Annotated in this window: 19 protein-coding genes and 1 pseudogene; 18 read left to right on the top strand and 2 right to left on the bottom strand. The window is 47.4% G+C overall.

Annotation, left to right across the window (positions count from 1 at the left end):
* Positions 1 to 11: 11 nt before the first annotated feature.
* The 8 genes from fabF to EV209_RS14150 all read left to right on the top strand — a co-directional run bounded on the left by fabF (position 12) and on the right by EV209_RS14150 (position 8561).
* A complete protein-coding gene (fabF, locus tag EV209_RS14185; RefSeq protein ID WP_130436138.1) occupies positions 12 to 1250 on the top strand; it encodes a beta-ketoacyl-ACP synthase II in 1239 nt (412 codons plus the stop codon).
* Positions 1251 to 1264: 14 nt separating this feature from the next.
* Positions 1265 to 1756 carry an acetyl-CoA carboxylase biotin carboxyl carrier protein gene (gene accB / locus EV209_RS14180; protein WP_130436137.1) on the top strand — a complete coding sequence of 164 codons (492 nt, stop codon included), beginning with the start codon at positions 1265 to 1267 and terminating at the stop codon, positions 1754 to 1756.
* Between the two features lie 8 nt (positions 1757 to 1764).
* Positions 1765 to 2187 (top strand): 3-hydroxyacyl-ACP dehydratase FabZ, encoded by a 423-nt coding sequence (fabZ, locus tag EV209_RS14175; RefSeq protein ID WP_130436136.1) that lies wholly within the window; start codon positions 1765 to 1767, stop codon positions 2185 to 2187.
* Positions 2188 to 2196: 9 nt separating this feature from the next.
* Positions 2197 to 3537 carry an acetyl-CoA carboxylase biotin carboxylase subunit gene (locus EV209_RS14170; protein ID WP_130436135.1) on the top strand — a complete coding sequence of 447 codons (1341 nt, stop codon included), beginning with the start codon at positions 2197 to 2199 and terminating at the stop codon, positions 3535 to 3537.
* Positions 3538 to 3547: 10 nt separating this feature from the next.
* Positions 3548 to 5269 carry an acetyl-CoA carboxylase carboxyltransferase subunit alpha gene (locus EV209_RS14165; RefSeq protein ID WP_130436134.1) on the top strand — a complete coding sequence of 574 codons (1722 nt, stop codon included), beginning with the start codon at positions 3548 to 3550 and terminating at the stop codon, positions 5267 to 5269.
* A 156-nt stretch (positions 5270 to 5425) separates the two neighbouring features.
* On the top strand, positions 5426 to 5692 hold the full coding sequence (rpsO, locus tag EV209_RS14160; protein ID WP_130436133.1) for a 30S ribosomal protein S15: 267 nt from the start codon (positions 5426 to 5428) through the stop codon (positions 5690 to 5692).
* A 192-nt stretch (positions 5693 to 5884) separates the two neighbouring features.
* A complete protein-coding gene (locus tag EV209_RS14155) occupies positions 5885 to 7972 on the top strand; it encodes a polyribonucleotide nucleotidyltransferase (RefSeq protein WP_130436132.1) in 2088 nt (695 codons plus the stop codon).
* A 175-nt stretch (positions 7973 to 8147) separates the two neighbouring features.
* The gene (locus EV209_RS14150; protein WP_130436131.1) at positions 8148 to 8561 is read left to right on the top strand and encodes a hypothetical protein; all 414 of its coding nucleotides are present in this window, start codon (positions 8148 to 8150) and stop codon (positions 8559 to 8561) included.
* Positions 8562 to 8737: 176 nt separating this feature from the next.
* Here the strand turns inward: EV209_RS14150 and EV209_RS17000 are convergent, their stop codons facing one another.
* Together EV209_RS17000 and EV209_RS14140 are read right to left on the bottom strand one after the other, a co-directional pair.
* Positions 8738 to 8893 carry an IS3 family transposase gene (locus tag EV209_RS17000; RefSeq protein ID WP_130436130.1) on the bottom strand — a complete coding sequence of 52 codons (156 nt, stop codon included), beginning with the start codon at positions 8891 to 8893 and terminating at the stop codon, positions 8738 to 8740.
* Positions 8894 to 9061: 168 nt separating this feature from the next.
* Positions 9062 to 9613, bottom strand: a complete 552-nt coding sequence (locus EV209_RS14140) for a hypothetical protein (RefSeq protein ID WP_130436129.1) — start codon at positions 9611 to 9613, stop codon at positions 9062 to 9064.
* A gap of 218 nt (positions 9614 to 9831) precedes the next feature.
* On the opposite strand from EV209_RS14140, the gene EV209_RS14135 reads away from it, so the two are divergent.
* The 10 genes and pseudogenes from EV209_RS14135 (at position 9832) to uidA (ending at position 20944) form a co-directional block, all read left to right on the top strand.
* Positions 9832 to 10890, top strand: coding sequence for an ethanolamine utilization protein EutH (locus tag EV209_RS14135; protein WP_130436128.1), 1059 nt, complete (start codon positions 9832 to 9834; stop codon positions 10888 to 10890).
* A 22-nt stretch (positions 10891 to 10912) separates the two neighbouring features.
* Positions 10913 to 11170: a TfoX/Sxy family protein gene (locus EV209_RS14130; protein ID WP_130436127.1), complete on the top strand. Its 258-nt coding sequence runs from the start codon at positions 10913 to 10915 to the stop codon at positions 11168 to 11170.
* Between the two features lie 113 nt (positions 11171 to 11283).
* Positions 11284 to 13152 carry a DUF2075 domain-containing protein gene (locus EV209_RS14125; protein ID WP_130436126.1) on the top strand — a complete coding sequence of 623 codons (1869 nt, stop codon included), beginning with the start codon at positions 11284 to 11286 and terminating at the stop codon, positions 13150 to 13152.
* A gap of 24 nt (positions 13153 to 13176) precedes the next feature.
* Positions 13177 to 13509, top strand: coding sequence for a nucleotide pyrophosphohydrolase (locus EV209_RS14120; RefSeq protein ID WP_130436125.1), 333 nt, complete (start codon positions 13177 to 13179; stop codon positions 13507 to 13509).
* 225 nt (positions 13510 to 13734) lie between these two features.
* Positions 13735 to 14625, top strand: coding sequence for a Fic family protein (locus tag EV209_RS14115; protein WP_130436124.1), 891 nt, complete (start codon positions 13735 to 13737; stop codon positions 14623 to 14625).
* A 369-nt stretch (positions 14626 to 14994) separates the two neighbouring features.
* A pseudogene (locus EV209_RS14110) lies at positions 14995 to 15669 on the top strand (PDDEXK nuclease domain-containing protein); the annotation flags it as partial.
* A gap of 314 nt (positions 15670 to 15983) precedes the next feature.
* Positions 15984 to 16460, top strand: coding sequence for a low molecular weight protein-tyrosine-phosphatase (locus EV209_RS14105; RefSeq protein WP_130436123.1), 477 nt, complete (start codon positions 15984 to 15986; stop codon positions 16458 to 16460).
* A 17-nt stretch (positions 16461 to 16477) separates the two neighbouring features.
* Positions 16478 to 17128, top strand: coding sequence for an HD domain-containing protein (locus tag EV209_RS14100; protein ID WP_130436122.1), 651 nt, complete (start codon positions 16478 to 16480; stop codon positions 17126 to 17128).
* The gene (locus EV209_RS14095; RefSeq protein WP_130436121.1) at positions 17125 to 19095 is read left to right on the top strand and encodes a DUF2142 domain-containing protein; all 1971 of its coding nucleotides are present in this window, start codon (positions 17125 to 17127) and stop codon (positions 19093 to 19095) included. The genes EV209_RS14100 and EV209_RS14095 overlap by 4 nt, the downstream gene beginning before the upstream one ends.
* Positions 19096 to 19129: 34 nt before the next feature.
* Complete coding sequence (gene uidA / locus EV209_RS14090) at positions 19130 to 20944, top strand: beta-glucuronidase (protein ID WP_130436120.1); 1815 nt, start codon at positions 19130 to 19132, stop codon at positions 20942 to 20944.
* Positions 20945 to 21179 lie beyond the last annotated feature (235 nt).

The raw sequence follows: 21179 nt of genomic DNA, 5'->3' as shown, positions 1-21179 counted from the left end.
AGAGTGGAAACATGAGCAGAAGAGTTGTAGTGACAGGGCTGGGAGCGATTACACCTGTAGGAAACAGTGCGGAATCGTTTTGGGAGAGCCTGAAAGCGGGCAGACATGGTTTTGCACCCATCAGCAGGTTCGATACTTCAGAGTATAAAGCGAAGCTGGCGGCAGAGGTAAAAGATTTTAACCCAAAGGACTTTATGGATTTTAAGGCTGCGAAGCGGATGGAGCTGTTTTGCCAGTATGCGGTGGCCGCAGCAAGGGAAGCTCTGGAGCAGTCTAAGCTGGATATGAGCAAAGAGGATCCTTTCCGAGTGGGCGTAAGCGTGGGCTCAGGCATCGGCAGCCTGCAGGCCATGGAGAGAGAGTACGATAAACTGAAGTCAAAGGGCCCGGGCCGGGTGAACCCCCTTCTGGTTCCGCTGATGATCTGCAATATGGCGGCGGGAAACGTTTCCATCCAGTTCGGCCTGAAAGGAAAATGTATCAACGTGGTAACCGCCTGCGCCACTGGCACACATTCCATCGGAGAGGCGTTCCGTTCCATTCAGTATGGGGAAGCGGACGTGATGGTGGCGGGAGGTACTGAAGCCAGCATCTGCCCCATTGGAGTAGCCGGTTTTACCGCGCTGACCGCCCTGTCTTCCAGTGAAGATCCGGACAGAGCCTCCATTCCTTTTGATAAAGAAAGAAACGGCTTTGTGATGGGAGAAGGAGCAGGGGTTGTGGTGCTGGAAGAACTGGAGCATGCCCGCAGACGAGGGGCGGAAATTCTGGCCGAGGTGGCAGGCTACGGCTCCACCAGCGACGCATATCATATCACTTCCCCGGCGGAAGACGGCAGCGGGGCAGCAAGGGCCATGGAAAATGCCATGGCAGACGCCGGAATAACTCCCGGGCAGGTGGCCTATATCAATGCCCACGGAACCAGCACACATCACAATGATTTATTTGAAACAAGAGCGATTAAAGCAGCATTTGGTAAACATGCGTCTGAACTGAAGATAAATTCCACAAAATCTATGATCGGGCATCTGCTGGGCGCGGCCGGCGGAGTGGAATTTATTGCCTGCGTCAAATCTGTACAGGAAAATTTTGTTCATCAGACCCTGGGCTACCGGATCCCTGATGAAGAGCTGGATCTGGATTATGTGACCGGAGGAGGGATTTCTGTTCCGGTAGAATATGCACTGAGCAATTCACTGGGATTCGGCGGACACAATGCCAGCATTCTGATCAGAAAGTACCGGGATTGACAGGAGGTAGTACAATGGAATATGAGAAGATCACAAAATTGGTGCAGTTGGTATCAGAATCAGCTCTGACAGGGCTGGAGCTGGATGAAAACGGTGACAGGCTGGTTTTGAAAAAGGAAAAGGCAGCCGAACAATATCCGGCGCCGTCAGATTTTGGAGGCAGCACAGCAGCGGCAAATGATATTCTGCCGAAGGGAAATGACTGTGAGGCGTATGGTTCAAATACGGCGCAGCCTGAGAAAGCAGAAATGAATGAATCGTCTGCGCCTGATGAAGTGGTGGTTTCTCCGCTGGTAGGGACTTTTTACGCATCCCCGTCTGAAGACGCTCCGGCCTTTGTCAGAGAAGGGGATCAGATAAAAAAGGGCCAGACGCTGGCGATTGTGGAAGCCATGAAACTGATGAATGAAATTGAATCGGAGTATGACGGAACAATAGCGGCTGTTCTGGTGGAAAACGGCCAGATTGTAGAATATGGCCAGCCCCTGTTCCGAATCTCCAGGTAGGAGGAGCCATGTTAGGAATTAAGGAGATCGAAGCAATTATCCCGCACCGCCATCCGTTTTTACTGATAGACTGTGTGGAAGAACTGGAACCGGGAGTGCGCGCAGTAGGCTATAAATGCGTGACATTTCATGAAGATTTTTTCCGGGGGCATTTTCCCCAGGAACCCGTGATGCCGGGGGTGCTGATTATTGAAGCCCTGGCCCAGGTAGGGGCGGTTTCTATTCTGAGCGTGGAAGAAAATAAAGGGAAAGTAGCTTATTTCGGCGGCATCAACAGTGCGAAATTCCGGCGGAAAGTGGTTCCCGGAGACAGACTGAGGCTGGAATGTGAAATCATCAAACAGAAAGGTCCTGTAGGTATCGGCAGAGCTACCGCCACAGTGGATGGGAAGGTTGCGGTAACTGCAGAGCTGACATTTATGATTGGATAGGGAAAAGGAATGTTTCAGAAAATACTGATTGCAAACAGAGGGGAAATTGCGGTGCGCATTATCCGGGCCTGCCGGGAGCTGGGAATCCCGACAGTGGCCGTGTACTCAGAAGGGGATAAAGACGCGCTGCACACAATGCTGGCAGATGAGGCGATCTGTATCGGCCCGGCTCCCTCGTCCCAGAGCTATCTGAATATGGAAAGTATTTTAAGCGCGGCGGTCTCCCTGAAGGCGGATGCCATCCATCCTGGTTTCGGATTTTTGTCTGAAAACAGCAAGTTTGCCACTCTCTGCAGAAAATGCGGAATAACCTTTATCGGCCCGGAGCCGGAGGTGATCAGCCGGATGGGGAATAAATCAGAGGCCAGGAATACCATGATGGCTGCCGGAGTGCCGGTTGTGCCGGGGAGCAGGGAGCCGGTGTATACCCCGGAACAGGGAAAGGCAGTTGCGCAGGAGATCGGCTACCCTGTGATGGTAAAAGCAGCGTCCGGCGGCGGAGGCCGCGGGATGCGGGTGGTGGAATGCGCGGAAGATTTTGAAGACCAGTTTCTCACTGCTCAGAGAGAGTCGGTCAGCGGATTTTCTGACGATACCATGTATATAGAACGGTATATTCAAAATCCACGCCATATTGAGTTTCAGGTTATGGCGGATTCGCTGGGAAACGTGGTGCACCTGGGAGAAAGGGACTGCTCTATCCAGCGCCGCCATCAAAAATTGATCGAAGAGTCTCCTTCTTTTGCACTGGGAAAAGAACTCAGGGAAAAGATGGGGGAAGCGGCTGTGCGGGCTGCAAAAGCCGCGGGGTATACAAATGCGGGGACCATCGAATTTTTGCTGGAGCCGGACGGGAATTTTTATTTTATGGAAATGAACACCAGAATACAGGTGGAACATCCTGTGACAGAAGCAGTGACTGGGGTAGATATGATCCAGGAGCAGATCAGAATTGCTGCAGGGCTTCCCTTATCTTTCAGGCAGGAAGAGATACGGTTAAAGGGGCATGCCATCGAAGTGCGCATTAATGCGGAAAATCCTGATAAAAATTTCATGCCTTGCCCTGGGACAGTTAAGAACATTCATTTTCCCGGCGGAAACGGCGTGCGCGTGGACAGCGCTATTTATAACGGTTACCGGATTCCGCCTTATTATGATTCCATGATCCTGAAGCTGATTGTCCACGGCCCCGACAGAGACGCTGCCATCCGCAAGATGAAGAGCGCATTGGGGGAATTGATCATAGAAGGCGTGGATACAAACCTGGAATTTCAGTATGAAATTCTCTGTCATCCTGCCTATATGGAAGGGCGGACGGATACGGCGTTTATTGAGAAATATTTTGAATAGGTGAGTGATTATGGCAACTCTCAGGAATTTATTTAAAAAAACCGCGCAGCAGCCTGACGGAAAAAACGGCGGACCGGAAGTGCCCAGGGGGCTGTGGCGTAAATGTAATAAATGCGGCGCAGCTATTTATACAGATGATGTGCTGGAAAATCATTATATCTGCCCGAAATGCGGCGGCTATTTTAGGATGCACGCCAGAAGAAGGGTCGAAATGATAGCGGACAATGGTACTTTTGAAGAATGGGACGCAGGCCTTCCTTTTTCCAATCCTCTGCAGTTTAGCGGTTATGAGCGGAAGGTCCGCGAGATTCAGGAAAGAACCGGGCTGGAAGAGGCTGTGCTCACCGGAAAGGCGTCTATAGGGGGGCATGGAGCGGTGCTCTGCGTGATGGACGCCCGGTTCCTGATGGCCAGCATGGGGCATATTGTGGGAGAAAAAATCACCCGGGCAGTGGAACGCGCCACGGATGAAAAACTTCCTGTGATAATTTTTGCCTGTTCCGGCGGCGCCAGAATGCAGGAAGGCATGATCTCTCTGATGCAGATGGCGAAAACAGCAGCTGCGCTGAAACGTCACAGTGAAGCGGGCCTCCTGTATATCTCCGTTCTGACAGAGCCTACCACCGGAGGAGTTACAGCCAGTTTCGCCATGCTGGGGGATATTCATCTGGCTGAACCGGGCGCTCTGATCGGTTTTGCCGGCCCCAGAGTGATTGAACAGACCATTCGTCAGAAACTGCCGGAAGGATTCCAGCGTGCGGAATTCCAGCTGGAGCACGGTTTTGTGGACGCAATTGTCACCAGAGACAATATGAAAGTAAAACTGGCACAATTGCTGGCTCTGCATGAGAAGGCTGCTAATCTATCTGACACTGCTTCTTCAGCCGCTGTGGTGGAAACTGGTTCTTTTTCTGGAAGGATACAGCAGGAGTCAGAAGCGGAAGCAGAGCAAATGTCAGCCTGGGAACGGGTGAAACGGTCGAGAATGGCTGAGCGCCCCACCGGCCTGGATTATATCCGTCAGATGTTTACAGACTTTGTGGAATTCCATGGAGACAGGTTCTGTAAGGATGATCCTGCGGTTGTAGGGGGGCTGGCCCGGTTTGAAGGCCGCCCGGTGACTGTGATTGCCCAGCAAAAGGGCCGGGATACAAAAGAGAATATCCGGCGCAATTTCGGCATGCCTTCTCCCGAAGGATACCGCAAGGCCCTTCGGCTGATGAAGCAGGCAGAAAAATTCGGCCGCCCGGTGATTTGTTTTGTCGATACGCCCGGCGCCTTCTGCGGGCTGGAGGCGGAGGAACGGGGGCAGGGAGAGGCGATTGCCAGAAACCTGTTTGAAATGGCAGATCTGAAGATACCGGTGCTGTCTGTGGTCATTGGTGAAGGCGGGTCCGGCGGGGCGCTGGCAATGGCAGTGGCAGACGAGGTATGGATGCTGCAGAACTCCATTTATTCTATCCTTTCCCCGGAAGGCTTTGCAACCATTCTCTGGAAAGACAGCAGCCGCGCGGATGAAGCGGCGGAGGTGATGCAGATTACAGCCGCGGATTTAGAAAAACTGGAGATCATCGACCGCATAATAGAAGAGTGCCAACCGGCAACACAGGAGAACCTGCCTCAAATTTGCGATAATCTGAAAACAGAGTTGGAGCGCTTTTTGAAAGTCTATGGCAATATGGATAATCAGGCGCTGGCAGAAAGAAGATATCAGCGTTTCAGAAAATTCTGAGAGTCAATGGAGATTGAAAAAAATACGATTAAGGTGTTTACAAAATAAACCATTTATGATATGATAATTAAGTATGTGTACGCCGTTACCCAGCCACTGGCAACTCCGGCCACGGCCTGGTATCCGGTTAGAAAAATATTAAAGGAGGAAATCAAAATGATTTCAAAGGAAAAGAAAGATAAGATCATCGCTGAGTATGGCAGAAAAGAAGGAGATACCGGTTCACCGGAGGTTCAGATCGCAATTCTGACAGCCAGAATCGAAGAGCTGACCGCACATCTGAAACAGAACCCCAAGGATCATCATTCCAGAAGAGGTCTGCTGATGATGGTAGGCCAGAGAAGAGGTCTGCTGGATTACCTGAAGAGGAAGGACATTGAGGGTTATCGTAACCTGATTGCACGTCTTGGCATCAGAAAGTAATCTGTTTTAGGGTGGAGGAAAACTCCACCCTATCTTTAGTTGTCTGCAGTAAAACAGCCGCAGAGAAAAAGAAGGCAGAGGGTTCCAAGCCCGAGACCGCTGAAAAACACATAAGCAGATGTTTATGTGCTTTTCAGTAGTTTCGGCTCCTTTGCAGGCTTTACAGCGGCGGAAAAATGAAAGGAGCTTGCTATGTTCAAAACTTATTCAATGGAACTGGCAGGGCGCACGCTGACGGTGGAAATCGGCAGAGTAGCGGCCCAGGCAAACGGTGCGGCGTTTATGCACTATGGAGATACGGTGGTGCTGTCTACGGCCACTGCGTCAGAAGAACCCAGGGAGGGTATTGATTTCTTCCCTCTGAGCGTGGAATACGAAGAAAAAATGTATGCGGTGGGTAAGATTCCCGGCGGTTTTAATAAGAGAGAGGGAAAGGCCAGTGAGCATGCGATTCTGACTTCCCGTGTAATCGACCGACCGATGCGTCCGCTGTTTCCCAAGGATTACCGCAATGATGTGACGCTGAGCAATCTTGTAATGTGTGTGGATCCTGAGTGCAATCCCGAAGTGGTGGCTATGCTGGGCTCTTCGATATCCACCTCAATTTCCGATATTCCTTTTGACGGCCCCATCGCTGCCACACAGGTGGGCATGATTGACGGAGAACTGATTTTTAATCCCAGCCTTCCTCAGAAAAAGGTTTCCGATCTGAATCTGACGGTGGCGTCCACCAGGGAAAAAGTGATCATGATCGAGGCGGGAGCAAATGAAGTGCCGGAAGACAAAATGCTTGAGGCAATTTTCGCAGCTCATGAGATGAACCAGAAGGTAATTGCCTTCATTGACACGATTGTAGCAGAATGCGGAAAGCCTAAACACAGCTATCAGTCCTGCGATGTGGATGAAGAACTCTGGGCTGACATGACTGCCGCTGTTCCTGCAGAACAGATGGAAGAGGCAGTATTTACTGATGAAAAACAAAAGCGTGAAGCCAATATTCATGAGTTAAAGGAAATGCTGGCAGCGCGTTACGAAGAAGAGCATCCGGAGTGGATTCCCATGTTGGGAGAAGCGCTGTATAAGTATCAGAAAAAGACTGTGCGCAAGATGATCCTGAAGGATCACAAGCGTCCTGACGGCCGCGACATCACACAGATCCGCCATCTGGCTGCAGAGATTGATCTGCTGCCCAGAGCGCATGGTTCCGCTATGTTCACCAGAGGGCAGACACAGATCTGTACAGTGACCACGCTGGCGCCTCTGTCCGATGCGCAGCGTCTGGACGGCCTGGATGAGATGGAAACAGAGAAGAGATATATGCACCACTATAATTTCCCTTCCTATTCCGTGGGTGAAACAAAACCTTCCAGAGGCCCGGGACGGCGTGAAATCGGCCACGGAGCTCTGGCAGAGCGCGCATTGATTCCGGTGCTGCCCACCGTAGAGGAATTCCCCTATGCGATCCGTACCGTATCCGAGACCTTTGAATCCAATGGCTCCACGTCTCAGGCTTCTATCTGCGCATCATCCATGTCCTTGATGAGCGCGGGAGTTCCGATTAAGAAACCGGTGGCAGGTATTTCCTGCGGCCTGGTGACCGGAGATACGGATGACGACTATATTGTTCTCACTGATATTCAGGGCCTGGAGGATTTCTTCGGGGATATGGACTTTAAGGTTGCAGGTACCCGGGATGGGATCACAGCCATCCAGATGGATATTAAAATCAATGGCCTGACCAGACCGATTATTGAAGAGGCTATTGCCCGTACCAGGGAAGCCCGCATGTATATCATGGATGAGGTAATGGCAAAAGCAATTTCCGAGCCCAGAGCTGAGGTCAATAAATATGCTCCCAAGATTATCCAGCTGCAGATTGATCCTGCAAAGATCGGCGATGTGGTAGGCAAGCAGGGCAAGGTGATCAACAAGATCATCGAAGAGACGGGCGTAAAAATTGATATTGATGATGACGGCTTTGTATCGGTGTGCGGTACAGATCATGAAATGATGCAGAAAGCTGTAAATTATATTAACACGATTGTGGCTGAATTTGAAACCGGACAGGTGCTGACCGGCAAGGTGATCAGCATCAAGGATTTCGGCGCTTTCCTGGAGTTTGCGCCGGGCAAAGAAGGAATGGTACACATTTCCAAACTGTCTAAGGAACGTGTGAATCGCGTGGAAGATGTTCTGACTCTGGGAGATGTGGTGAAAGTGGTATGTCTCGGAAAGGACAAGATGGGCAGGATCAGTTTCAGCCTCAAGGATGTTAAGTAAGAAATCCAGAGAGTTTTGTGCAAAACAAATAATCAAAAAGTGCCGGATATTATTTTATCCGGCACTTTTTATAGTATATCATAATTTTTAATAAACACAAGTAACAAAGTGCACCATAAAACCATTAGGCGGTAGACGTTCGCTATGTTATACTAAATAACAAGGAGGGGGGCCAATGGTAAGGACAACAATTACCGCTGAATTTTGTACCTGTGTGGTGGAAGTATGGAATCTGGTAACAAATGCGGGAGACTGCAGCTGGAGAAGCGATGTGTACAGATCTGAGGCAGACCCCGACAGCCGCCGTTTTACAGAGTACGGGAGGAACGGGATTGCGACAGAATTTTTTGTTACAGCTAGGGATGAATATACATTATATGCCTTTGATATGAAGAATAAAAACATAAAAGGAACCTGGAAGGGAGAATTCTTTTCGGTCCCGGCAGGAGGGACTAAGGTGCGTTTTACAGAAGAAATATATTTCAGCAGTACGGCCCTGCAGCTCCTGGCACAGTTTTGGAAGCCTGTACAGAAAATGCAGCGGAGATATATTCTGGATCTGCGCAGACGGTTGGGCGAAATGAACTGATTATGACATCATCTGTAATTTTTTGATAGGGGGAGGATCATATAGAATGTAGGTTACAGAAATATGGTCCGGGTATTTAAAGCTGTCATGGAAAATGGGGATTTTCCATGACAGTGTTTTTTTCTTTGGAGTTTATATTGAGAAGAGACAAGGGTGCGGACAAAAAGTCGGACTGGTTATGCAACCATACCAAGGCTCTGCCGATACTCCCTGGGACTCATATTTCCAAGTGATGTTTTAACCCGCTTTGTGTTATACCAAAACAGATAATTGTTGAGAATGTCAATGAACTCTGAAATTTTAACGCCCGTCCAATCCTGACAATAGAACATTTTATTTTTCTTTAGTTTGTCAACAGGTCCTTTTTTTCATAGTCTCGTTTTTGACGGCAAACCTTTTGCTGGGACCGGTGGTGTTGGTCTTTTTCAAGTAATGCCTGCCTGCCATATTTCAAGTTAGATTATCCCCGACGGAGTAATAGATTTCATCAATGCCCAAACTCAAAAAATATCATCAACTGTTCCGGCACCCTCTTCCAGCATCCTGCTTACAGCTCTTTGCGCCTGAACGACATCTGCGAGATTTTCCAGCATACAGTAAGTGGAACGTACGCGGCCCCTTGTGTTATATATATCTTCATTGAATGTAATAGTTCCGCTTCCGTTCTTATGAAGCTTAATACGCATTGGCGGAAGATCTTTTCCATTATATAGTTCTATATTGTTTCCTGATTTTATAATAATCTTCTTATTGGTTATGACATAATAAGTTTTATTCTTTAATCTGGCTTTTCGAATAAAACCTCCAAACAGCATATAGATACCCACACCGATAAACGGCAGCCCCCACAGCATGAAGAAAATTGACGATCCGCTTTTGATGGCAGTATACTCCCATACCAGACAAAAGGACAGCCACATAATACTGAATGGCAGCATGACAATGTCTCTGCCGGAAAAAATATTTCCTTTCCCGGGTTTTCCTTTCCATAAAATTTGTTCGTCGTTCCCGATATAGGGTGTTAAAAAGTTAAAATTATTTTCATAATCCATCTATGTACCTCCATGTAAAAACCTTAGCCCTTTTATCCTGTTATTATCATATCAAAATTTAGAAAATCTGTACAGATGTTTTTGGCAGACAAACTTGGCTCTGCCTGATATAAATGAAAAGACGGATTGCTATGGAATAAAACGAATATTTGTGATAAAATATACAGAAGAAAATATTGAAGGGGACAGACTATCCATCGGGAGTGAATAAGTCAGATATGAATCAGGCAATTATGTGGATGATGGCTGCGGGAGCGGTTGCCGGCGGCTTGGACAGGCTGATGGGAAACCGGTTCGGCCTGGGGAAAAAGTTTGAAGAAGGGTTTCTGCTGTTGGGAACCACCGCATTGTCTATGGCGGGAATTATCTGTCTGGCGCCGCTGCTTTCTTCCGGGCTGAAGATGGCGGTTGTGCCTCTTTGGAGGAGCCTGGGGCTGGACCCGGCAATTTTGGGCGGAATTTTGGCAATCGATATGGGCGGATACCAGCTGGCCACGGAGCTGGCTGCAGATGCTGATGTGGGAAGGTATGCCGGAATCATCGTAGCCGCCACATTTGGCTGTACGGTTACTTTTACGATTCCAGTAGGCATGGGAATGCTGGAGAAAAAAGACAGGGCAGGGTTTGCAAAAGGGATTTTAATCGGCGCCGGATGCCTGCCTGTGGGGCTGCTGGTTGGAGGGATTTTGTGTTCTCTTGCTCCTGGCGTTATTGTCCTGCAGAGTTTGCCGGTGCTTCTGACCGCGGGGCTGTTGATGGCAGGGATCTGGAAATTTCCGGATAAGATGCTTCGCGGGTTTTCAGTGTTTGCCGCCCTGATCAGGGTTCTGACGACAGTGGGGCTGGTCCTGGGAGCGGTAGCCTATATGACCGGGTGGAAAGCGATTGCTCAGATGGAATCTATTGAAAATGCCATGGAGGTTGTTTCTTCAATCGGCATAGTGATGTTGGGCAGCCTGCCTGTGGCTGAACTGCTGCAGCGGCTTTTGAAAAAACCTCTGGCCTGGATTGGGAGAAAAACTGGTATGAATTCCAGCAGCATCGCGGGGCTGCTCATGGGAACCGTCAGTGTGGTTCCGGCCATTGCAATGATGAAAAATATGGATGCCCGCGGAAAAGTGGTAAACGCGGCGTTTGCGGTATGCGCGGCTTCGGCAATGGCCGCTCATATGGGCTTTACTTTCGGTGCAGAGCCGGATCTGGTGGTTCCTCTGCTGGCGGCGAAATTTACAGGCGGGATTGCGGGGGCGGCGGCAGCCCTGTTATTGACTAAATAATTATATGAACTGGAGGAGAAAAATGGGAGAATTAGCACAGCTGCCCAATATTGGGAAAGAAGTGGAGCGGCAGTTAAACGAGGCGGGAATCAGAACCTGTGAGGACTTAAAAAAGCTGGGGGCGGAGCAGGCGTGGCTGAAAATCCAGGAAATTGACGCGTCGGCATGCATTCACCGGCTGCTGGCCCTGGAAGGAGCCATTTGCGGCGTAAAAAAAACATTACTTCCGGAAGATCGTAAGGCTGAATTAAAGGCATTTTATAACCAGCATAAAAAGTAAGGGTATAGCTGGGAAAATACTATGAACAAAAGAAAGTTTTTGATTGATAAAATTACGGCAGCACTTTAAGTACGCACGGGTTTTGGGCGGAGCAGCAGCCTGGAGGACAAAATATGATAGTGTATGACGGAATAAAGGAAGAGTTCCTCAGAAGTGTTGAAATGGACACAATAGCGTTTGAGATTGAACAGAATATCTACGAAAAAATGAACCGCCGCACTGCCCGAAATGAATTCAGGGCCTGGGAAAATTCTTTAGAATATATGTATAAGGTTCTGAATGACCATGAAATTCCCCGGGATGCGGGCGTTGCCATTGAGTACAATATTCCGCAGACTTCAAAACGTGTGGATTTCCTGATATCCGGCTATGACCAGGAAGCTAAAAGCAATGTGGTGATTATTGAGCTGAAGCAATGGGATAAAATAGATGCGGTAGAGGGAAGAGACGCATTGGTAGAGACCTATACAGGAAATGCCCTGCGTCAGGTGGTACATCCGTCTTATCAGGCATGGTCCTATGCCATGCTGATCACAGATTACAATCAGGCGGTGCAGGACGGTAAAATCGGCCTTTTTCCCTGTGCCTATTTACATAATTACAGACGCAGGGAAAAAGACCCTTTAGACGGGCCGCAGTATGAGAGCTATTTAGAGGACGCGCCTGCATTTACCCGCGGCCAGGTAGATCAGCTCAGAGAGTTTATCAAAAAAAGCGTTGTAAAGGGAGATAATAAAGAGCTGATTTATGCGGTGGATAATGGAAAAATTAAGCCGTCTAAAAGCCTTCAGGAATCAATCGCCAAAATGCTGAAAGGCAATCAGGAATTCGTGATGCTGGATGAGCAGAAAGTGGTTTATGAGGAAATTTTATACGCTTCAAGGCGCACGATGGAGGATCAGAAAAAACGGGTGATTATTGTACAGGGCGGTCCCGGAACCGGCAAATCAGTAGTTGCAGTAAACCTTTTGGCGCAGCTGACAAATGAAGACCAGTTCTGCCAGTATGTCTCTAAAAACAGCGCTCCCCGTTGTGTATACCAGAAAAAGCTGAAAGGAGAAATCCGAAAAAGCAGCGTGGATAATATGTTTAAAGGTTCTGGGATCTATACGGATGCCGGCGAAGGCATTGTAGATACCATACTGGTGGATGAAGCGCACCGGCTGAATAAGAAATCCGGCCTGTTCCAGAATATGGGCGAAAACCAGATCAAAGAAATCATCCATGCCTCCCGGTGCAGCGTGTTTTTCATTGATGAAAGCCAAAGAGTTACGCTGAGCGATATCGGCAGCGTGGCAGAGATCGAAAAATGGGCAGTTGAAGCAGGGGCCGAAATAAAACGGTTGGAGTTAGTGTCGCAATTCCGGTGCAATGGCTCTGACGGTTATCTGGCTTGGCTGGATAACACATTGGAAATCCGTGAAACAGCTAACTGGGATATGGAAGACATTGATTACGAGATTCAGATAATGGATTCGCCTCATGAAGTCCGGAATTTTATTTTTGAGCGAAATCGAATCAATAACAGGGCCAGGATTCTGGCAGGTTACTGCTGGAACTGGAAAAAGGAAGGACAAAATAATCCCGATGTACATGATATAATTATTGATGATTTTGAAATCAGCTGGAATTTAAAGAATACGTCAACATTTGCTATTGATGAAGATTCCGTAAATGAAGCGGGCTGCATTCATACGTCCCAGGGGCTGGAGTTTGACTATGTAGGCGTCATCATAGGAGAGGATCTGCGGTATGAAAATGGAAAAGTGGTGACGGATTTTACCAAAAGAGCGAAAACAGACCAATCGCTGAGAGGAATCCAAAAGATATATAAAGAAGATCCGGATAAGGCAAAAGCCCTGGCTGATGAAATCATCAAGAATACATACCGCACGCTTATGACTAGAGGGATGAAAGGCTGTTATGTATATTGCGTGGATGAAAACCTGGCGGCGTATCTGAAGGAATGCCTGAAAAAATAGTAAAAGCAGAAAGGGATTGTATATATGACACAAGATACGGTTAACGAGGTGCTCAAATTCAGAGATGATCGGAACTGGAAACAATTTCATAATCCAAAGGACCTGGCGATATCTATCAGTCTTGAGGCAGCGGAACTGCTGGAAGTGTTCCAGTGGAGCGCGGAAGATGTGAAATGTGAAGGGAAGTTTGACAAAGTAAGAGAAGAACTTGCTGATGTGGTCAATTATTGTATTTTGATGGCGGATGCCTGCGGCCTGGATCTGGATGAAATCGTTATGGAAAAAATAAAGCAAAATGCGCAGAAGTACCCGGTAGAGAAAGCCTTTGGGAATAAGGAAAAGTATACTGAGCTGTGAATTAAAAGATTAACATTTCTGATTTGAACGAGCAGGTGCGGGACAGGTTGCAGATCATAATCGATCAGATGCAGGAAGCGGAGACTGTGGATAGAAAAGTATTTCCTATGACGGCAAATTACCATTGGTAATAGACAAGAAAATATTGGATTTGTTGCCGATAATGTGCTATACTATACAGTAGACTTGTGTATCTATAGATTATGTGTTAACGGAGGAAATCAGATGCGATATCTTTCAGTTACTGAAATAGCAAAAAAATGGAATGTGTCGGAGCGCAGCGTGAGAAATTATTGTGCGCAGGGACGAGTATACGGTGCATTTCTTACCGGAAAGACATGGAATATTCCTGAAAATGCCGATAAACCAGTGCGTACCAACAAAAATAAAAAGCAGCCAATTACTCTGCTGGATATTCTGAAGGAGCAGAAAGCAGGTAAATACCCCGGCGGAATTTATCATAAGACACAGGTTGATTTGACATACAATTCGAATCATATTGAGGGAAGCCGCCTGACCCATGATCAGATCAGGTATATTTTTGAAACCAATACCATCAGTGTAGAGAATGATGTGCTGAATGTGGATGATGTGATTGAAACGGTAAATCATTTCCGCTGCATCGACCTGATTATTGACCATGCAAAAGCGGCGCTGACGGAGAAGTTTATTAAGGAGCTTCATCTGTTATTGAAGAATGGTACCAGTGATTCCAGAAAGGATTGGTTCGCTGTTGGTGATTATAAGAAATTGCCGAACGAAGTCGGCGGCATGGACACTGCGCTTCCGGAAGAAGTTGCCGATAAAATGAAAATGCTGCTGACAGAATACAACGCCAGGGAAGAAAAGACTTTTGAGGACATTTTGGATTTCCATGTAAAATTTGAAAGAATACATCCGTTTCAGGACGGCAACGGTCGTGTGGGCAGGCTGATCATGTTTAAAGAGTGTTTGAAATATAATATCGTTCCATTCATCATTGATGATAATTTGAAACTATTCTACTATCGTGGATTGAAAGAATGGAATAATGAGAAAGGCTACCTGACGGACACATGTCTGACGGCACAGGATAAATACAAAGCGTATTTGGATTATTTTAGAATTCCGTATTAAATCGACTGTAAGGCACTTGGCTAAGTTTGCTTAGGGCATCGGGCAGATTCATACTTTTTGTGAGGGTAATACCAGAGTTACAGCAGTTTATGATATTAAGATTAGTTTGAACGCCTGGATAATTAAGAAGAGGTTTACTACACCACTACTACACCGTTTTTGAATTGAGTTAGAGCCTTGATATGGCAAGGAAAAGTAGGAATGAGATGAGTTTTGCATTATTGTGTTTTTTGAGGGATAATTTGTTATGATATGAATTGGGTAGACAGTTTCTACCCAATTCAACTGGGAGGATAATATGGAAAATGTGGTGAAAGGTAATTTTTTTGATAGAGTATTAGAAGTTCTAAAAAATGCCAGAAAACAGGCTATGTATCACTTATGCGGATTCCTAATATAGATGAACGACATTTTTATGAAATTGAAGCGGTTAGGAACGGATGGGGCGTAAAGGAGCTGGGGAGACAATATGACAGTGCATTGTATGAACGGTTAGCATTGAGCAGAGACAAAGAGGGTGTAGATCGGTTATCAACAGAAGGACAAATAATTGAGAAACCCGAAGATTTATTGAAAGACCCATATGTTTTAGAGTTTACGGGCTTGCCAGAACTTGCAAAATATTCAGAAACAGATTTGGAAACAAAGATAATTGATCATTTACAGGATTTCTTGCTGGAATTAGGAAGAGGATTTACTTTTGTTGGAAGACAAGTGAGATTCACTTTTGAAGATGAGCATTACAGAGTGGATTTGGTGTTCTTTAATCGATTATTGCGATGCTTTGTGCTTTTTGATTTAAAGATTGGACGACTAAAGCATCAGGATATAGGGCAGATGCAGATGTATGTAAATTATTATGATCGTAAGGTAAAACTCGAAGATGAAAACCCGACAATAGGAATCCTGTTATGCAAAGATAAGAATGATGCAGTAGTAGAGATGACTTTGCCGGAGGATAATAGCCAGATATTTGCAAGTAAGTATCTAACTGTATTGCCCAGCAAAGAAGAATTGAAAAAGTTAATGGAAAGTGAAGAATAAAATTCAAATATATATAGAAATTGTATTACACATGAACAGAAATTTGAATGGTTTTTGCGATACAGATACGCTAAAGCAGATAAGAAAGTTAAGATTTTTAATATGAAGGATCTTATGCTAGAAGAAAATATATAAAATCTAAATTAGCGTATTTGAGAATGAGAAAAATTCATATTACATACTACACCATTTACCCATGAATTTGTGTGGATTTAAAAGGTTAGCGTAGGTTTGGGGTAAAACACGAAAATTAAAAAAGCGCCGGAAAGCCCGTTATATCAAGGTTTGAAGGCTTATGAAGGGATATAAACAAGATGATAAAAATACTATTTATTTGTCACGGCAACATCTGCCGCTCCCCCATGGCCCAATTCGTCTTTCAGTCCCTGGCCTGCCAGGCAGGCCTGGAGGACCAGATATTCGTGGATTCCGCAGCCACCAGCACAGAAGAGATCGGAAACCCGGTGCACCGCGGGACCAGGCGCATCCTTCAGGAAAAAGGGATTCCCATGAAAGATCACCGGGCAGTGCAGCTGACCCGGAGCGACGGGAAGAGATACGATTATCTGGTGGGGATGGATTCCTGGAATATGCGCAACATGGCGCGGATTCTAGGGGAAAATTCCAGAGGAGAGCAGCTGCGGCTGCTGGATCTGACAGAAGAAGCCAGAGATGTGGCGGACCCCTGGTATACCGGAGATTTTGAAAAAACATACCAGGATATTGATGCAGGCTGCCGAGCCCTGCTGGATAAAATCTGCCGGGACCACAGATTGTACATCAAGAGTTGACAAAAAAGGAGGACAAGATGACAGAAAGAATCCAGAAAACCATAGAATTCCTGAAAAAGGAATTTTCAGAGGGAGAAAACCTGAAAGCTGATGAAGTCCGGCTGCAATACCGGATCGAGCATTCCTTCCGGGTTGCAGCCCTGGGGAAATGGCTGGCTGAACAGGAAGGGCTGGATGCTGAGGCCATGGCTATCGGAGGCCTGCTCCATGATATCAGCTATAAAGATCCCATCAATTCCAAAGAGGACTGGAAAAACCATGGCAGAAATGCGGCCAGAATTGCCAGGCCGTTTTTGGAAACTCTGGGACTGAAAAAAGAAATTTTGGAACAAATCTGTTATGGGATTGCTATACATGTGGATGACGAGGCAGACTTTGCCGGAGAGAAAACTGTTCTGGCCCTTTCCATCGGGGATTGTGACAATCTGGACCGTTTTGACGCCTACCGCATTTATGAGACCCTGGAGGAACAGGGATACCGGGGAATGCCTCTGGAAGAAAAGAAAAACTGGCTGCAGAAAAGGCTGGAAGGCTTGAAACGGGCGATGAAGACGCCTATGGCCACGCAGTCGGCCGGCCTGCTATGGCAGGACAGGCTTCAGTATCAGATTAATTTTCTTCAAAAATTAAAGGAGCAGGCAGAAATGAGCACAGGAGACCGGTTATGAGAGAAAATGCAGCGAAGAAAATCACAAAAGTTCGGGAATGGTGCGGTCAAAAATTGAAGGCCCGGTGGAAGGCTCTGGCAATGCTGACCCTGTTTTGGGCGCTGCTGCTGTCTATTGCAGCCCCATTTACCCAGGAAAAGTCAGGAGAACGAAAATACGGATATCTGTTGGATACCCTGGTGCCTTTTAAGGGCGGAGAGGTGTTGGAACAGGAATTCTTCATGCCCTTTGACGGATTTCATTCTTTGATACTGAATTTTGAAAATCATTCTGAGAATGAACAGAAAATACAGGTTGAATTGTGGGACGATGCCGGGAAGAACCTGATTTTTCGGGAGACTGTCCCTGTAGGGGCGGAGGACGACCCTCTGGAGTATGTAAAGGAATTTGACCGTATTGGAGATTCCAAACAAAAATCCTACCGGCTGAAGCTGGTCAACCTCAGTAAAGAGGGGGATGATGGAATATTTCTATATGGACATGCAAATCCGGCAGACTTTGAATCTCCTACCAGGATAAACGGCGCTGACAGCGGATATCATATCAACTTCAGCGCGCTGTTTCAGAATGGGAAAACAGCTTTGATTACGGCGCTTATGTGGATTAGCCTTTTGGCATTGTCTTATCTGTGCATCTTTTTCGTTTCCGGGGATTTTAAAAAGGATTTTCTGGTGATCGCCTGTTCTATGGGCATGCTGTTTTTGCTGTTCAATCCATTTCCCCAGCCGCTGGATGAATCCACCCATTTTTTTCGGTCCTTCTGTATCAGCCAGGGAGACTGGCATGATGAAATCAATGAAGGCGGGCAAATCGGCGCTGTTTTGCCGGAAAACTACCGGGAAGTGCTGGGCACGGAGTTTTCTTTGTATTCCTGGTATTCCAACCGTGAACTTTACAATCAGCCGTTTGAAGGAGAAGGCAGTTTCTATACGAATCCGTATATGTCTTCCGTAATTCCCATCGACCATGCTGTGTCGGCTGTGGGGATCTGGCTGGGGCGCATCTTCCACTTGAGTTCTGCGCTGGTGATTCTGCTCAGCCGTCTGATGGATCTGGGCGCCTTTGTGGCGCTGGGGTATCTGGCCATCAGGAAAGCGCCCTGCTATAAATCCATATTTTTTGGCGTGCTCCTGCTTCCAACCTGCATGTTTCTGGCAGGTTCCTGCACCCAGGACGCAGTGCTGATCGGCGCCAGCCTGTATTTCATTGCAATTTGCCTGGACCTGATTTTGGGAAAGGACAGAGAAAGAAAAATCTCGGTCAAAGAGTGGCTTCCCTTGGTGTTGATGGTTCCCTTTATCGCTTCCATCAAATATCTGGTCTATACGCCCATATTCCTGCTGGTGCTGCTGATCCCGTCCAAACGGTTTGAAAAACATCATAAAATATGGCTGAGCGCGCTGATCGTTCTGGTCTCTCTGGTGATGATGGGATATCAGGTCTATCTGCTTAAGGCCTTTCCTTTTACAGAAGACAGGAACGGTTATGTGAACGTAGGAGAACAGATCAAATACGTTTTGAATCATATTTACGAATCATACCGGAATTTTGGGACATACTTTTTTGAAAATATCCTGATGCACATAGAGAATTCATCTATCTCATCGATATCCGGAGTGGCACATTTCACAGGGCTCTGGGTCGTGCTGGGTTCCGTGCTGGCAAAGGACCGGTATCAATGGGAGAACCGGAAGGACAGGAACCGTTTTGTCTGCACAATATCTTTAATATCTATTGTGATTTTCGGCCTGACCATTGCGGCATTGTACGCTGGCTTCACTCCGGTGGGAAAATGGGGCGTGGAAGGGCTGCAGACCAGATATATCTATCCGTTTTTACCTCTGGTCTGTCTGGCGCTGGCACATGTGCCGGTGGTGAACCAGATCAAAAACTATGAGACAAAATATGCGTTTATTATGACAGCTGCAAATGCAAGCGCTGTAGCCAGCTGCTTGCTTTCCATATAGGAGCAGAAAAAACAATTCAGGAGGAGGATTACAGATGAAACAGTCAATGCTTTACCCCCGCGCAACATCCACAAGGCGTGTGGCGGACATGAATGGGATGTGGAAATTCCGTCTGGACAAGGAAAACGAAGGAGAGGAACAGGGCTGGAAAAACGGGATTCCCGGCGCCGACCTGATCCCTGTGCCCGCCAGCTTCAATGACTTCTATACGGACAAGGAGTCCAGGGAATTTACCGGGGATTTCTGGTACGAGACAGAAGTGTTCGTGCCAGGGGAATGGAAAGGCCGCCATATTGACGTCCGTTTTGCCGCTGTTACCCACCGCTGTACGGTATATGTCAACGGTCAGGAGATTATTTCCCACGAAGGCGGCTTTCTGCCCTTTTCCGCCAGGATTGACGAAGTGGTGAACTGGAATGAACCCAACCGGGTGGTGGTGAAGGGAAATAACGAACTGAGCTTTACTTCCCTTCCCGCCGGAATCAGCGTTACTCTGGAAAATGGCCGGAAAATGACAAAGCCCTTTTTTGACTTCTTCAACTATGCAGGGATTCAGCGGCCGGTAAAGCTGGTGGTGCTGCCGGAAGAATCTATTGTAGATTTCACCCTGAACTATGCGCTGGAAGGAAACGATGCTTCTGTGAGCTATCAGGTGGAGACCACCGGAGACCATCCTGTAACAGTGGAGGTCTATGATGAATCCGGGAAGCCCGTGGCCAGAGGAGAAGGAAAAGAAGGTTGCCTGAAGATCGAAAATGTGCATCTGTGGGAAGTCCACAACGCTTATCTCTACCATTTTGTGCTGAAAGTGCTGGACGGGGAAGAGGTGCTGGACGAATACTATGATGAAATCGGAATCCGCACCTTTGCGGTGGAAGGGAACCGTTTCCTGTTGAACGGGAATCCCGTATACCTGAAAGGCTTCGGCAAGCATGAGGACAGCGATATTGTGGGCCGGGGCTTCAACATCGGGGTGATGAAGCGGGACTTTGAGCTGATGAAATGGATCGGGGCCAACTCCTTCCGCACCTCCCACTATCCTTACAGTGAGGAAATCTATCAGATGGCGGACCGGGAAGGGTTCCTGGTGATCGACGAGCTGCCTGCGGTAGGGTTCTTTGAGAGCCTGGCCAATTTTGTGGACGCGGTGAGCGGAAAGACCACCAACTTCTTTGACCGGCCCACAGTGCCGGAACTGAAGAAAAACCAGCTGGCCATGCTGGAGGATCTGATCGCCAGGGACAAAAACCATGCCTGTGTGATCGCCTGGAGCCTGTTCAACGAACCGGACACCATGACAGACAGCGCGGCGCCGTACTTTGAAGAGATCTTTGCCAGGGCAAAGGAGCTGGATGTGCAGAAACGTCCCAGGACCTTTGCGATGGAACTGAATTCCTCACCGGAGCACTGCAAGTGCCACCAATTCTGCGACTTTTTGTGCCTGAACCGCTACTACGGGTGGTATCTGCTGGGAGGTTATGAGATGGTGAACGCGGAGACAGCGTTCCGGAAGGAAATGGACGCATGGCTGGCCAAGGGAGTGAACTGCCCGATGGTGTTCACCGAGTACGGGTGCGACAATCTTCAGGGAGAGCACAAGCTGCCCAGCGTGCAGTGGAGCACGGAATATGAGATGGAATATCTGGAGATGTTCCACCGGGTATTCGATTCCTATGAGTGCGTGAAAGGGGAGCAGGTATGGAACTTTGCGGATTTCCAGACCGTGGAAGGGATCATGCGTGTGAACGGAAACAAGAAGGGAATCTTCACGCGGCAGCGTCAGCCCAAGGAAGCGGCGTACTACTTCAAGAAGAGGTGGGAGAGCCTTCCTCTGGATTATAAAGGCTGATTGGAAGTTTCCTGTCATCTATCTTTATTGTACTGCGGAATGAAAAAGAACTGTTTTCCACTATGGTGGAAACGGTTCTTTTTCATTCCATGGAAAAGTTCTCCAAACTTTTTTTGAAAAATGTTATACAGGAGTTCACACTCCTGAGCTCATAGGCTGGAAGCTGGATCTGAAATCTATTTGATTTTTATATTTCTGACACAGTCTTAACTTACTTTTTTCAATCGCTGGAGGG

The sequence above is a fragment of the Cuneatibacter caecimuris genome (assembly GCF_004216775.1).
Lineage (GTDB): Bacteria > Bacillota > Clostridia > Lachnospirales > Lachnospiraceae > Cuneatibacter > Cuneatibacter caecimuris.
The sequence above is the reverse complement of the archived record's forward strand: the minus strand, read 5'-3'. Positions and strand labels throughout refer to the sequence as shown.